This window comes from Apilactobacillus timberlakei (assembly GCF_002993965.1).
Taxonomy (GTDB): Bacteria; Bacillota; Bacilli; order Lactobacillales; family Lactobacillaceae; genus Apilactobacillus; species Apilactobacillus timberlakei.
Map to the genome: position 1 here is coordinate 73,026 of NZ_POST01000002.1, position 14,720 is coordinate 87,745.

Sequence of the window (14,720 nt, forward strand, 5' to 3'; positions counted from 1 at the left end):
TATTTATATATATAAATGCTATAATTAGCTTATAACTTTTAAAGAAAAGAGTTTTAGTCTATGAAGAAAAAAGTTATAACAATATTTACAATTATCTTTACTATTATTATATTGTCTTTTCAATTATTTGGCTTATCTCAAAATAATATTAATGCATCGGCTGATAATAAAAGAATTGGTTTAACTTTAGATTGTTCAAGAGTTTATTACTCTACTGATAAAATAAAACAATATATTAATTTATTAAGTGAAAACAAAGCAACATATTTACAATTACATTTAAATGATAATGAAAATTTTGGCATTGAAAATTCTACCTTAAATCAAACGGTTGATAATGCTACTAAAAAAGGTGATGTTTATTATAATAAAAAGACACATTTACCATTTTTAAGTAAAGATCAATTATTAGATGTTATTCAGTATGGTTATGAAAAAGGAATTCAAGTTGTACCAGAAATAGATTTACCTGGGCATGCTCAGTCTTTATTTAAATTATTATCTTATACAAAGAATGGTAATAAGTTGGTTAAAAGAGTAAGAAATGCTGATGGATACAATGAGATGTTTTATGGTAAGAAAGAAACCATTAACCTATCTAAAAAAATATTAAGTGAATATGTCGGGATGATGCCCAAAGGATTCTACTTTAGCGTAGGTGCTGATGAGATTACTATTAACAATAGAAAAGATCAAAATGCAGCTGTAAAATATATAAATAGCATTGATGATTATATAAATTCTAAAGGATTAAAATTAGAAATGTGGAATGATAGTTTCCATAAAGCAGTTCTTAAAAATTACCATAAAAATATATTAATTAATTATTGGAGCCTTAGTGGTGACGTTAGTGATAAAGAAGATTATAAGGCCAATATTAAATTAAGAGCGACATTACCACAATTAAATGCTGCTGGTTTTAAAACTATTAATTATAACAGTTATTATTTATATATAATTACTGATCCACTTTCTTTTACCAAATCGTCAATTAAAGAATGGCGAGATGATATTAATAAATGGAAGATGAATATGTGGAATGATGAATCACTTAAACAAAAAACTAAGAGTAAGAATAATATAGGGGCTTCATTGTCTATTTGGGGAGAATACCCAAATAAATATGATGGAAATAGTACCTACAAAAATACTGAATATTTTGTTAAATATTTTCTTAAAAAAGCACGTAATTATTAAAGTAAATTAATTAATTAGATAAATTATGTTATATTTATATTGTATTACATAATTTTTAAGGAGTTTATAATGTTAAAATTAAACGTAAATACCAATTTAGGTAACCAAGAAATTAAATTATCTGATAATAGTACAGGTCAATTATCAGGAGTTAGAATTCCTGTTGGCATGGGACAACAAGTGGTTCAATGGACATTTATTTCAACTGGTCAAAAACATGAAAACTTTGTATATACAGGTCAATTATCAGAAGGTCAAATTATTAATTCTATGAATAATTCAGACCAATATAAAATTCACCTAGAAAAATAATAAAAAGCACACTTATGTGTGCTTTTTATTCTATATACTTTGTTATTAAAGTGATTGATAGTAAAATAATATTATTCTTTTATGAAAGTTGAGTGAGTAAATTGAAGGTCGGAATTGATAAAATTGGTTTTTATTCACCTGATAAATACATTGATATGGTGGATTTAGCAAATGCTAGAAATGAAGATCCAAATAAATATTTAATTGGAATTGGTCAAAAAAAGCAAGCTGTAATCCCTAATACTCAAGATGTTGTAACAATGGCTGCAAATGCTAGTCAAAAAATTATTAATGATGATGATAAGAAAAGTATCGACTTAATTATTTTTGGGACAGAAACTGGCGTTGATAATTCAAAATCAGCAGCTATATATTTACAAAACTTATTAAAGTTGAATGCATCTGCTCGTGCTTTTGAAATCAAACAAGCATGTTATGGTGCCACAGCAGGGTTACAAATGGCTAAAGAGTATGTAACCAATCATCCTAATAAAAAGGCTTTAGTGATTGGTGCTGATGTGGCTAGATATGGTCTTAATACTCCTGGTGAAGTAACACAAGGTGGTGGAGCTATTGCTATGGTAGTTTCAACTAATCCTTCCATTGCTTCTTTTGATGGTGAAAGTGCATTTCATTCAGATGATATTATGGATTTTTGGCGACCATTATATCGTACAGAAGCGGTGGTAGATGGCCATTATTCTAATAATGTTTATGTTGATTTCTTTAAAGATACTTGGGATAAGTATAACCAAATGAATCAACTTTCGGTTGATGACTATAAAGCACTAGCTTTCCATCTACCATATGTAAAAATGGGGATTAAAGGATTAAGAGCAGTTTTGCCTGAAGCTTCTGAATCAAAACAAGAAGAATTAAAGAATGAATTTAATTTTAGCAAGATATATAGTGAAAATATTGGTAATTTATATACAGGATCATTATATTTAAGTTTCTTATCATTAATTAATAATTCAAATGATTTACAAATCGGAGATAGAATTGGCTTATTTAGTTATGGTTCTGGAGCTCAAGGTGAATTTTTCTCAATGAAATTAGAACAAAATTTCAAGAATAATGATTCAGTAGAAGATATTAACTCGATGCTTAACAATAGAGAAAAATTAACAATTGATGAATATGAAAAAATGTTTAATAACTGGATTCCTATTAAAAATGTTAATATGAACTTAAATTGGCAATCTGATGATGCTGAATTTTTCTTAAAAGCACTAAAAGATAATCAAAGAATTTATGACCATAAATAGGGGAAATTAATATGAATTTATATTTAGCTAGTCCGTTTTTTGATGATGAACAAATCGACAGAATTTCTAGAATAGAGACTGCTTTAGCGAAAAATAATACCGTAAATAGTGTATTTAGTCCAAGAAAATCAGAAGTTAAAGATTGTGAAGTTGGCACTAAACAATGGTCTAAAAAGGTATTTAAATTAGATACTGATGAAATAAAAAAAGCTGATGCCATTATCGCAATTATCGACTATGTTGAAGATAATGTAGATAGTGGTACAGCTTTTGAAATTGGGTATGCTAAAGCTATAAATAAACCAATTATTATTTTTCACGAAAAAGATAATAATGTTAATTTAATGTTAAGTAATAGTTCGATCGCCTATTTAACTAAGGTTGAAGAAGTGAAAAACTATGATTTTAATAATTTACCAGAATCTTATTATGAGGGGAAAGTATTTTAACTAATATTATCTCTATACAATCCAATTACTTTACCTAATATTTTAACGTTATCTAATATAATTGGACTCATATAGTCATTTTCTGGTTGTAATCTATAATGATCACTTTCTTTGAAAAATCTCTTGCATGTTGCTTCGCTTTTATCGTTCATTGCAATTACAATGTCACCATTTTCAGCAATTGACTGCTTCTTAACAATAACTTTATCATTATTAAATATTCCAATATTAACCATACTTTCGCCTTTTATATTCAGCATAAATATATCGCTGTCATTATTATATTGGTCAGGTAAAGAAAAATATTCATTTGAATTTTCTACTGCAAGAATGGGTTCACCAGCAGCAACATTTCCTAATATTGGTATTTGATTGGAATGGGAGTTAACTCCTAACTGCTTTAATCCATCTTCGGTAATTTCAATTGCTCTTGGTTTAGCATTGTTTTTGATTAGAAGTCCTTTTTGTGAGAGACGACTTAAATGTCCATGCACAGTTGATGTAGATGCTAAGCCCATTTCTTTAGCAATTTCTCTTACTGTTGGTGGATAACCTTGATTATTGATTGAGTTCCAAATGAATTTTAAGATATTTATTTGTTTAGAAGATACTTTATCCTTTGGTAAGGTCATATACGATGCCTCAATTCTTGATTTTATTTAGCTTTAATATTAGCATAATAAGGAAATGTAAACAAACGTTCGCAATTTTATAAAAAGGAGACTTTAAAATGGCAGAAGACAAAGTGTTAAAAGAACTTATTCCAAGAATTAATGAATTATCAAAAAAGAAAAAAGAACAAGGCTTGACTGAAGCTGAAAGTGCTGAAAGAAAAGATTTGCATCAAAAATATCTAAAGCGCTTTAAAGAAAATATGAGAAGCCAAATTGAAATGGTTCAGGTTTATAATAAAAAGGGTAAAGAAATAACCTCTGATAAGGTTAAAAATATCCAACGTAAAAAAGGCCTACGTGACGACTAATATATTAAAAATAATTTTGAAATTTATTTATACTTTGTGTAAAATAAAATATATGTTCGTATATGAAGCTAGGAGGGATATCTGTGAATACATTTCTATGGATTGTAGTTGTTTTAATAGCATTAATCCTAGGATTAATCGGTGGTTTCTTTATGGCTCGTAAGTATATGGAAAAATATCTTAAAGATAATCCACCAATTAATAAAGATCAATTAAGAGCAATGATGTTGCAAATGGGACAAAAACCATCTACCAAAAAGTTAAATCAAATGATGAATAGTATGAAAGCTCATGCTAAATAAAATAAAAAGGATTAAAACCTATTAGATTTTAATCCTTTTTATTTTTCTTTTTTAGCTGGATCTACATATTTAAAATTAGGATCTATTTCGTCATCTAATCTGTCAAAAGCATCTTGCATTTGCATTTCAATCTTACTTTGACCATCTTCATTTAATTTTAGTTTCTTATCAATATATATTGGGTTACCAAAATTAATGGTAGATTTTTTTCTAGAAAACAGGGATTTAAATGTTAATGGTCCTTGATAAGTTACCGGTAGTAAAGGTGTCTTAGATAATTTTGAAATTAAAGTTGCGCCACCTTTTAAACTTTGTGAATGTCTAGTTCCAGATGGAAAGATAATTAATGATTTATCTGACTTTTGTAAAATTCTAACTGGTTCTTTTATAACTGATGGACCAGGATTTTCTCTATCGACACTTAAAACATTTGCATGAACTAAAATATATCTTAAAATTGGATTTTTGAATAGTTCCTTTTTTGCCATAAATGCGAATTCTTTAGGGCTAGCAGCTAATGCATAATATAATGGATCAAACCAAGTCCTATGTGGAGCAACTAAAACATAATTTCCTTTAGGAATTCTATCCTTATTTTTGAATTTTGGTTTACCATTTATTGTATATAAAATGACTCTAGCTAATACTCTTAAAAAAGAATACATACTGTTTCTCCTCTCAATACTTTATAAAATAATAATATTCTATTACTATTGCTATATGCAACCTAAAATTAAGGTGGAAATTAAATTGAACAAATTATTACACGAAAATGAAAGAATAGATCAATTATATAGTAACGACATTAAAATCATTCAAAATCCTGAAGTTTTCTCCTTTTCTCTAGATGCAGTTCTCCTGGCTAACTTTGCTAAACTGCCTAATAAAGATAAATCTAACACGGTGGATTTGTGTGCTGGTAATGGTGCAGTTGGAATGTTTATGTCACATAAAACTAACGGAAAAATATTTGAAATTGAACTTCAGAATAAATTGGCTGATATGGCTAAAAGAAGTGTTTTATTAAATCGTTTAGAAGACAAGATAAAGGTAATTAACTCTGATTTATCAAAATTTAATAAATATCTTGCTAAAGATTCTATTGATGTTATAACTTGTAATCCACCATATTTTCCTGATTTACCTACAAGTAAGAAGAATCCTAATAAATATTTAGCAATTGCTAGGCATGAAATAACTACCAATTTAGAATCGATAATGTTAGCAAGTAGTGAGATGCTAAAAACTAATGGGAAAATTTATTTGGTTTATCGTCCAGATCGCTTGCTAGAAATTATGGATACTATGTTAAAACATGGTCTAGCACCAAAAAAATTACAATTTATATATCCACGAAAAAATAAAGATTCTAATATGGTTCTAATTGAAGGGATTAATAAAGGAAAAAAATCTGGGATGAAAATTTTACCACCGATAATTACATATAAAGATAATAGTAATGAATATAGTGATTATGTAAGGAAACTACTATATGGTAAATAAATATTATATGTATGTACTATTGTGTGGTGATAATTCTCTTTATGGTGGATTTACTAATAACTTACAGAAACGTTTATTAAAACATCAATCAGGTAAGGGGGCAAAATATACTAGATCTCATTTACCAGTAATGATGATATATTATGAGTCTTTTGAAAATAAAAGGGATGCTTTAAAAGCTGAATATGCATTTAAGCATCAATCTAGAAATCAAAAAATAAAATATTTATTAAACAATGGTGTGAATGGAAAGTTTTTTAGATGATTATGTAATTTTAACATTGATTAATTATTGTTAATGATTTATTATTAGATATGGTAATTTAATTACTAATTCACACTCAATGTGATAATTTGGCTAGTGCTTTTTGATAAGTCACCATATTAGTTGATCATTGAGGAGGAAAAAACTATTTGGAGGGCTATTATAATGGCTGTTATTTCTATGAAACAATTGTTAGAAGCAGGTGTTCATTTTGGACATCAAACTCGTCGTTGGAATCCTAAGATGAAGAAATACATCTTTACTCAACGTAATGGTATTTACATCATTGATTTACAAAAAACTGTAAAAATGATTGACAATGCTTACAAATTTGTTAAGGATGAAGCATCAAAGAATGCCGTATTCTTATTTGTTGGTACTAAAAAACAAGCACAAGATTCAATTCAAGAAGAAGCAACTCGTGCTGGTCAATTTTATGTTAACCACCGTTGGTTAGGTGGAACTTTAACTAACTGGGATACTATCCAAAGTCGTATTAAGTACTTAAAAGATCTTAAGAAAATGGCTGAAGACGGTACTTTTGAAAGATTACCTAAGAAAGAAGTTTCTTTATTAAAGAAACAAACTGACAAGTTAGAAAAATTCTTAGGTGGTATCGAAGATATGCCTAAGATTCCTGATGTTATGTTTATTGTTGATCCTCGTAAAGAACAACTTGCTGTTAACGAAGCTCACAAATTAAATATTCCTATCGTTGCTATGGTTGATACTAACACTAACCCAGACGATATCGATGTAATTATCCCATCAAATGATGATGCTATTCGTGCCGTTCGCCTAATTACTTCTAAGATGGCTGATGCTATTGTTGAAGGTAACCAAGGTGAAGAAGAAGTTGACGAAAACACTTTCAAAGATGGCAATGATTCAAAAGATGAAAGTGAAAACAAATAATTAATTAAATAATTATTTACATTTGTGCACTTAGGCTGACTCATGTGTTTGGACCGAAAGGCCTAATGCAGAGTCAGCTTTTTTTATAAAATAGAATAAATATTTTAAGGAGGCCATTTAAATGGCAAAGATTACTGCTGCTCAAGTAAAAAACTTACGTGACAAAACTAGTGTAGGTATGATGGATGCTAAAAAAGCTTTAGTTGCTTCTGATGGTGATGAAAAAGCTGCTTTAGAATTTTTACGTGAAAAAGGTATCGCAAAAGCTGAAAAGAAGAGTGACCGTGTTGCTAATGCAGGTTTAACACGTGTTGTTACTAACGGTAATGCAGCTGCTATTGTTGAAATCAACGCTGAAACAGATTTCGTTTCTGGTAATGATGATTTCAAAGACTTAATTGATATGGTTGCAGCCAAGATTGTTGAAGAACAACCAGCTGACGTTGAAGCTGCACTTAAGTTAGATGTTGATGGTGAAACTATCAATGATAAGATTATTAATACGACTCAAATCACTGGTGAAAAGATTACTTTACGTCGTTTTGAAATCTTTAATAAGGCTGACGATGCTAACTTTGGTGCTTACTTGCATAATGGTGGTTTAATTGGTGCTTTAGTACAAATTAAGGGTGCTGATGAAGAAGTTGCTAAGCATGTTGCTATGCACATTGCTGCTACTAATCCTGAATACTTAGACAGAAACTCAGTTCCTGCTGATCGTTTAGATAAAGAACGTGAAGAATTGAAGAAGGAAGCCTTAGACGAAGGTAAGCCTGAAAAAATTGTTGAAAAAATGGTTGAAGGTCGTTTAAACAAATTCTTATCAGAAATTAGTTTAGCTGACCAAGAATTCGTTATGGATTCAGACAAAACTGTTGCTCAATTTGTTAAAGACAATGGTGGAGAACTTGAAGCCTTTGCTCGTTACGAAGTTGGAGAAGGTATCGAAAAAGAAGAACAAAGTTTTGCTGATGAAGTAAATAGTCAAATTAAATAATTTAATTATTAAGATAAGGAGGGGGTGCTATATTTTGGCACTCCTTTTTTTATAATTTATTTAATTTTAGTTTATTAATCTGTTTTTGTTATTTATGTTATGCTAAAATTATATTAATGAATTATTTTAATGGAGGAAGTTCAATGTCAGACGTAAAATACAAACGTATCGTCTTGAAACTAAGTGGTGAAGCCTTAGCTGGGGATAAGGGATTTGGAATTAACCCTCCAGTTATAAAAAAAATTGCTGAAGAAATAAAAGAAGTATATAAATTAGGTATCCAGGTTGCTATTGTTGTCGGTGGTGGTAACATGTGGCGTGGTGTTGCCGGTGCAAAAATGGGGATGGAAAGAACTCAAGCTGATTATGTTGGAATGCTTGCAACCATAATGAATGGACTTTCGTTACAAGATAATTTAGAATCAATTGATGTTCCAACCAGAGTACAAACTTCAATTGAAATGAGACAAATTGCTGAACCATATATCAGAAGAAAGGCTGTTCGTCATTTACAAAAAAATCGAGTAGTTATTTTTGCTGGTGGTACTGGTAATCCATACTTTTCAACTGATACTACAGCTGCTTTAAGAGCTGCCGAAGTCCATGCTGACGCTATTTTGATGGCTAAAAATGGTGTAGATGGAATTTATTCAGCTGATCCTAATGAAGATCCCAATGCGGTTAAGTATGATGAATTAACTCAAATGGATATCATTAATAAAAACTTAAATGTTATGGATACTACTGCAAGTTCATTATCAATGGATAATAATATTCCTTTAGTAGTATTTAATTTAAATGAAAATGGGAACATTAAAAAGGTTGTTCAAGGTGAAAAAATTGGAACAACTGTTAGGGGGAAATAAATAATGATTACTGCAAAAGAAGTTTTAGATAATGCAAAAAGTAAAATGCAAAAGACTACCGAATCATTAAAACATGATTTAGGTGGAATTCGTGCTGGTCGTGCTAACCCTAGTTTATTATCAGGTGTTACAGTTGATTATTATGGGGCTACCACTCCATTGAACCAAATTGCTGCAATTACTGTTCCTGAAGCTAGAGTTATTATGGTTAGTCCTTATGATAAATCAGCTTTAAATAACATTGAAAAAGGTATCTTAGAAGCTGATTTAGGAATTAATCCAGCTAATGATGGTGATAAAATTAGAATGGTTATTCCACAATTAACTGAAGAACGTCGTGCCGAAGTATCTAAAAAAGTTAAAGCAACTGGTGAAAGCAATAAAGTTGCTATTAGAAATGTTAGACGTGAAGCAATGGACGCAGTTAAAAAAGGTAATAAGAGCGATGATTTTAACGATGATGAAGCACATCGTCTAGAAGAGCAAGTTCAACAATTAACTGATAAGGAAATTAAACATGTTGATCAAATCGTTTCTGATAAAGAAAACGAAGTAATGAACGGATAAGGGAGATATTTATGTCAGAACAAGAATTAACCCCAGGTACAAAAGAATTTGAAAAAATGATTTTTAAATTAAACAAAGATATGGATAATTCAAATATTCAAGCTTTAGAATATAACGGTAACAAGTTACAAGAAATTCAAGATAATGTATATGTAATGCCTGCTTATGTTACTGACGATTTTAATTTATTCTTTGTTATTTCTAAATTAATTGAAGATGATTGGATTGTTGCATTTACCCAAGCTACTATAGAAGATAAGAATGAAATCACTGATTTAACTGATCCAATTCCTACAGGTAAAGGTTTAAACATGCTTGGTGAACAAAGTGCAGCAGATGCAAACCAATTATTGAAATATTTCCAAACATTAGTTGATACTAAACGTGGAGAATGGAGACTAATTCAATAAAATTTAATTGGCAATTTAGGATGAGGATACCACTCATCCTTTATTTGTTTATAGTTAATTTATAGGTGATAATATGTTTAATAAAAATAATTCATTAGAAGACCATCAATTAGATCCTAATAACATTCCTGCTCACATTGCTATTATTATGGATGGAAATGGAAGATGGGCTAAGCAAAGGCATTTGCCTAGAATTGCTGGACATAAGCAAGGTATGGAAGTTGTTAGAACGATAACTAAATCAGCCAGTAATCTTGGAGTCAAGGTATTAACTCTATATGCCTTTTCTACTGAAAATTGGCATCGACCTGAAAAAGAGGTTAAGTATTTATTAGGATTGCCGGAACGTTTCTTTAATAAATTTGTTCCAGAATTGATAGAAAATAATGTTAAAGTAAGTGTTATGGGAGAAGTCGACAAATTACCTAATAGTACAAAAAAAGCGGTTCAAAAGGCCATCTATGATACTAAAGATTGTAATGGAATGATTCTAAATTTTGCTTTGAATTATGGTAGCCATGATGAAATTGTTTCAGCAATTAAAAAAATATCTAGTCGTGTTAAAAACGGTAGCTTAAATGTTGATGATATTAATGATAATGTTGTTGAAGAATCTTTAATGACAGCTAATTTGAAAAATCTATCTAATCCGGATCTATTAATTAGAACTAGTGGAGAAGAACGTTTATCAAATTTTCTTCTATGGCAATTGGCCTATAGTGAATTCGTTTTTGATAAAACTAAATGGCCTGACTATAAGGATTCTAATTTAAAAGAATGTATTCATGAATATCAAAATCGTCATCGTCGATTTGGTGGTCTAAAAAATAAATAAATTGAGGAATTAAAAATGAAACAAAGAGTTTTAACTGCGATTATCGCATTAATAATTTTTATTCCAATTGTTTTAATTGGTGGAATATTTATAGATATTGCGGCCTTATTACTAGGAATAGTCGCTGTATCTGAAATTTTAGTTATGAAAAAGAAATTGGTTGTTTCTCCTGAAGCAATGCTATCATTTTTAGGTGTAGCAATAGTTATAGTACCTGATCAATGGTATGCACATTTACCAAGCTTCTTATCATCACAATTTTTATTTTATTTAGTAGTTATGTTGTTATTACTTAGAAACGTGTTTACTAAAAATAAATTTTCGTTTGATGATACAGGAGTGATGACTTTGAGCATGCTATATGTAGGTGTTGGATTTCATTATTTTGTTTCAGCAAGATCTGATAGTGTAGCTACTCTATTTTATGCGTTATTTATTGTTTGGCTAACCGATAGTGGAGCCTACATATTTGGTAAGCAATTAGGTAAACATAAATTAGCTCCGCATGTTAGTCCTAATAAAACGTGGGAAGGATCCATTTGCGGGTCTTTAATAGCCACTGTAATAGGAACTATTTGGATGCTAATTTATAATATTGGAAATGTTTCTATTTTATCAGCAATTCTTATAACACTATTACTTTCTATTGTGGGACAATTAGGCGATTTAGTAGAATCATCATTAAAACGTTTTTATAGAGTCAAAGATTCCGGTAAAATTTTACCTGGACATGGTGGGATTCTAGACCGTTTTGATAGCTTGCTTTTTGTATTACCAATACTACATTTGTTTGGTATTATTTAGCTAATTATTTAAAGGAGCGATTTTTTTGATTATAACTATCATAGCTTTCATAATAGTTTTTGGAATTCTTGTATTTGTTCATGAATTTGGACATTTCATAGTAGCCAAAAAATCTGGTATTATGGTTCGCGAATTTTCTATTGGAATGGGACCAAAATTATTTTATTATCGACACAATTCAACGACCTATACGGTTAGATTGTTACCATTGGGTGGATATGTTCGTATGGCTGGATCTGCTGATAATGAATCACAAGAATTAGAACCAGGAACACCCGTTAGTTTACAATTTGATGATAATCAAATTGTAAATTCAATTAACACTAGTAAAAAACAAACTTTATATCAAGGAATACCCCTTGAAGTAACAAATTGTGATTTAGAAAAGAATCTTTTCATTGAAGGCTTTGAAAATGGGAAGGAAGAATCTAAAAAAAGATACGCAGTTAGTCATGATGCTGTCATAATCGAGCATGATGGAACAGCTGTTCAAATAGCTCCTAATGATGTTCAATTTCAGAATGCTCCAGTATGGAAAAAATTAATTACTAATTTTGCTGGTATTTTTAATAATATTCTTTTAGCAGTTATTGCTTTTTCTATTTTATCTTTCTTACAGGGTGGTGCCCCTTCAAATACTAATACCGTTAATGTTACACCAAATAATTCTGTTGCTAGAGATGCTGGTATTAAAAATGGAGATAGAATATTAAGTATTGATGGACAAAAAACTAGTACTTGGAAAGATTTGACTGTTGCTATTCAATCTAAACCCAATCAAAAAGTTAATTTAAAAATTGCTAATAATGATTCTGAAAAAAATATTTCTTTAAAAACACAATCTGCTAAAAATGGTTCTACTAAATATGGAGTTATTGGGGTAACACAAACTTTAAATAATTCATTTATTGCCAAAGCTTTGTCTGGATTTAATCAAACATGGAACTTTACTAAACTGTTAGTTGCTAAGTTAATATCTATGTTTTCTGGACATTTCAGTTTAAACGATTTGGGCGGCCCCGTTGCTATTTTTGCTAATACTTCGCAAGCTGCTAAGTTGGGAATTGATGGAATAGTTTACTTTATAGCTTTCTTATCAATTAATTTAGCTATTATTAATTTTATTCCAATTCCTGCTTTAGATGGTGGTAAAATATTATTGAACATTATTGAAGCAATTAGAAGAAAGCCAGCATCGGAAAAAGTTGAAACTATTGTTACTTTGGTGGGCTTTGCCTTTATTGTTATTCTTATGATTTTGGTTACTTTAAATGATATACAAAGATACTTTTTACATTAATTAAGTAAAACTAAAGGAGATTTTTATGAAACAGTCTAAAATGTTAATTCCTACATTAAAAGAAGCTCCAAAGGGGGCTGAAGCATTAAGCCATAAATTAATGCTAAGAGCTGGATATATTAAACAAGTTTCAGCAGGAATGTATGCTTACCTACCATTAGCATATCGTGTTATTTCTAAAATTGAAAATATAGTTAGAAAAGAAATGAATGGTATTGATGCAAATGAAACATTAATGCCTGCAGTTTTACCAGCAAAATTATGGGAAGAATCAGGACGTTTGGAAACATATGGTCCTGAGTTGTTTAAGTTAAAGAATCGCCATGAGACAGATTTTATTTTAGGACCAACTCACGAGGAAACCTTTACAAGTTTAATTAGAGATTCTATAAAATCATATAAAAAATTACCTCTAATTTTATATCAAATTCAACCTAAATATCGTGATGAAAATCGTCCTCGTTATGGCTTATTACGTGGTCGTGAATTTATTATGGAAGATGGATATTCATTTTCTATTAACGATACAGATTTAGATAAAATATATAATAATATGGAAAATGCCTACCGTTCAATTTTTAATCAAATAGGTTTAAGTTACAGAACCATTATTGGTGATGGTGGAGCCATGGGTGGATCAGATTCTATTGAATTTTCTGCTCCTGCTGCTGTTGGTGAAGATACAATTGTTTATTCAGATGATAGTAATTATGCCGCTAACTTAGAAATGGCTAAAAGTATGTTAGAACCAGGTCAAAGTCATCCGGAATTAAAGGATCTCCACAAAGTTGCTACTCCAAACATTAAAAATATTACAGATGTTGCTCAATTGTTTGATACTGACAAAGAAAATGTCATTAAGAGTGTTTTGTTTATGATTGATTCAAAACCAGTACTAGTAATGGTTCGTGGTAATGATGAAATTAATGATGTTAAAGTTAAAAATTATTTTGATGGTTCTCAATTATTATTAGCTAATGAAGAACAGATTAAAGAATATATGGGTACTAACATTAATTATGTTGGTCCATTTAATCTAAAAGATGATATTACTATTTTAGCTGATAATAATATTAAAAATATGCATAATGTTTATGTTGGATCTAATGAAGATGGCAATTATTTTGCTAACGTTAATCCAACTAGAGATTTTGAAAATGTTTCTTATAATGATTTAAGAACCGTTAAAGAAGGAGAAATTTCTCCTGACGGTTCTGGAGTATTAAAATTTACTCGCGGAATTGAAATTGCCCATATTTTTAAATTAGGAACTAGATATTCAAAGGCCTTAGGTGCTAATGTATTAGATGAAAATGGTCGTCAAAAACCAGTTATTATGGGATCATATGGGATTGGTATTAGCAGACTATTAACAGCAGTTGCCGAGCAACAATCTGATGAGAATGGATTAATTTGGCCTAAAAATATTGCTCCATTTGATATTCATTTGATTCCTGTTAACGTTAAAAAAGATGATCAAGTTAAAGTATCTAATGAAATTGAAAAAGGATTATTAGATAATGGATATGAAGTATTAACTGACGATAGAAAAGAACGAGCAGGTGTCAAATTTGCTGATTCCGATTTGATTGGTATTCCTATAAGAATTACTGTAGGTAAAAAAGCTACTGATGGAATAGTTGAAATTAAAATCAGAAAAACTGGTGAAACTATCGAAGTTAAAAAAGAAGAAGTTGTTAATACTGTTCAAATTCTTTTTAAAGATTTGAAATAGTTAGATTAAAGAT

The 14,720-nt window shown here is 29.7% G+C and carries 19 protein-coding genes; 17 read left to right on the top strand and 2 right to left on the bottom strand.

Annotation, left to right across the window (positions count from 1 at the left end; genetic code table 11):
* Positions 1-60: 60 nt before the first annotated feature.
* From C7N71_RS02360 to C7N71_RS02375, 4 genes are all read left to right on the top strand, one after another.
* Entirely contained in the window at positions 61-1,197 is a 1,137-nt protein-coding gene (locus tag C7N71_RS02360; protein WP_105987579.1) for a family 20 glycosylhydrolase, read from the top strand.
* A 69-nt stretch (positions 1,198-1,266) separates the two neighbouring features.
* A complete protein-coding gene (locus tag C7N71_RS02365; protein ID WP_105956153.1) occupies positions 1,267-1,509 on the top strand; it encodes a hypothetical protein in 243 nt (80 codons plus the stop codon).
* Between the two features lie 101 nt (positions 1,510-1,610).
* Entirely contained in the window at positions 1,611-2,777 is a 1,167-nt protein-coding gene (locus C7N71_RS02370; protein WP_105987580.1) for a hydroxymethylglutaryl-CoA synthase, read from the top strand.
* Positions 2,778-2,788: 11 nt separating this feature from the next.
* Positions 2,789-3,226: a nucleoside 2-deoxyribosyltransferase gene (locus C7N71_RS02375; RefSeq protein ID WP_105987581.1), complete on the top strand. Its 438-nt coding sequence runs from the start codon at positions 2,789-2,791 to the stop codon at positions 3,224-3,226.
* Here the strand turns inward: C7N71_RS02375 and lexA are convergent.
* On the bottom strand, positions 3,223-3,858 hold the full coding sequence (gene lexA / locus C7N71_RS02380) for a transcriptional repressor LexA (protein WP_105987582.1): 636 nt from the start codon (positions 3,856-3,858) through the stop codon (positions 3,223-3,225). The two genes, C7N71_RS02375 and lexA, sit on opposite strands and share 4 nt — an antisense overlap.
* A 98-nt stretch (positions 3,859-3,956) precedes the next feature.
* Here lexA and C7N71_RS02385 point away from each other — a divergent pair, with 98 nt between their 5' ends.
* Both C7N71_RS02385 and C7N71_RS02390 read left to right on the top strand, forming a co-directional pair.
* Positions 3,957-4,208 (top strand): DUF896 domain-containing protein, encoded by a 252-nt coding sequence (locus C7N71_RS02385; protein ID WP_105987583.1) that lies wholly within the window; start codon positions 3,957-3,959, stop codon positions 4,206-4,208.
* A gap of 83 nt (positions 4,209-4,291) precedes the next feature.
* Positions 4,292-4,510, top strand: coding sequence for a YneF family protein (locus tag C7N71_RS02390; RefSeq protein WP_105987584.1), 219 nt, complete (start codon positions 4,292-4,294; stop codon positions 4,508-4,510).
* 38 nt (positions 4,511-4,548) lie between these two features.
* Here C7N71_RS02390 and C7N71_RS02395 read toward each other — a convergent pair whose 3' ends face one another.
* Positions 4,549-5,175: a lysophospholipid acyltransferase family protein gene (locus C7N71_RS02395; protein WP_105987585.1), complete on the bottom strand. Its 627-nt coding sequence runs from the start codon at positions 5,173-5,175 to the stop codon at positions 4,549-4,551.
* Between the two features lie 55 nt (positions 5,176-5,230).
* On the opposite strand from C7N71_RS02395, the gene C7N71_RS02400 reads away from it, so the two are divergent.
* From C7N71_RS02400 to C7N71_RS02450, 11 genes are all read left to right on the top strand, one after another.
* Positions 5,231-6,013, top strand: a complete 783-nt coding sequence (locus tag C7N71_RS02400) for a tRNA1(Val) (adenine(37)-N6)-methyltransferase (RefSeq protein ID WP_105987586.1) — start codon at positions 5,231-5,233, stop codon at positions 6,011-6,013.
* Positions 6,003-6,278: a GIY-YIG nuclease family protein gene (locus C7N71_RS02405; RefSeq protein ID WP_105987587.1), complete on the top strand. Its 276-nt coding sequence runs from the start codon at positions 6,003-6,005 to the stop codon at positions 6,276-6,278. Before C7N71_RS02400 ends, C7N71_RS02405 begins: the two co-directional genes overlap by 11 nt.
* Positions 6,279-6,443: 165 nt before the next feature.
* Positions 6,444-7,193 (top strand): 30S ribosomal protein S2, encoded by a 750-nt coding sequence (gene rpsB, locus C7N71_RS02410; protein ID WP_105964707.1) that lies wholly within the window; start codon positions 6,444-6,446, stop codon positions 7,191-7,193.
* Positions 7,194-7,314: 121 nt separating this feature from the next.
* The gene (gene tsf, locus C7N71_RS02415) at positions 7,315-8,190 is read left to right on the top strand and encodes a translation elongation factor Ts (protein ID WP_105987588.1); all 876 of its coding nucleotides are present in this window, start codon (positions 7,315-7,317) and stop codon (positions 8,188-8,190) included.
* A 143-nt stretch (positions 8,191-8,333) separates the two neighbouring features.
* The gene (gene pyrH / locus C7N71_RS02420; RefSeq protein ID WP_105964705.1) at positions 8,334-9,056 is read left to right on the top strand and encodes a UMP kinase; all 723 of its coding nucleotides are present in this window, start codon (positions 8,334-8,336) and stop codon (positions 9,054-9,056) included.
* Between the two features lie 3 nt (positions 9,057-9,059).
* Positions 9,060-9,623: a ribosome recycling factor gene (gene frr / locus C7N71_RS02425; protein WP_105987589.1), complete on the top strand. Its 564-nt coding sequence runs from the start codon at positions 9,060-9,062 to the stop codon at positions 9,621-9,623.
* Positions 9,624-9,634: 11 nt separating this feature from the next.
* Positions 9,635-10,033: a hypothetical protein gene (locus C7N71_RS02430; RefSeq protein WP_105964703.1), complete on the top strand. Its 399-nt coding sequence runs from the start codon at positions 9,635-9,637 to the stop codon at positions 10,031-10,033.
* Between the two features lie 73 nt (positions 10,034-10,106).
* Positions 10,107-10,868: an isoprenyl transferase gene (locus C7N71_RS02435; protein ID WP_105987590.1), complete on the top strand. Its 762-nt coding sequence runs from the start codon at positions 10,107-10,109 to the stop codon at positions 10,866-10,868.
* 15 nt (positions 10,869-10,883) lie between these two features.
* A complete protein-coding gene (locus C7N71_RS02440) occupies positions 10,884-11,672 on the top strand; it encodes a phosphatidate cytidylyltransferase (RefSeq protein WP_105987591.1) in 789 nt (262 codons plus the stop codon).
* 25 nt (positions 11,673-11,697) lie between these two features.
* Entirely contained in the window at positions 11,698-12,972 is a 1,275-nt protein-coding gene (rseP, locus tag C7N71_RS02445; RefSeq protein WP_105987592.1) for an RIP metalloprotease RseP, read from the top strand.
* Positions 12,973-12,997: 25 nt separating this feature from the next.
* Positions 12,998-14,707, top strand: a complete 1,710-nt coding sequence (locus C7N71_RS02450) for a proline--tRNA ligase (RefSeq protein WP_105987593.1) — start codon at positions 12,998-13,000, stop codon at positions 14,705-14,707.
* Positions 14,708-14,720 lie beyond the last annotated feature (13 nt).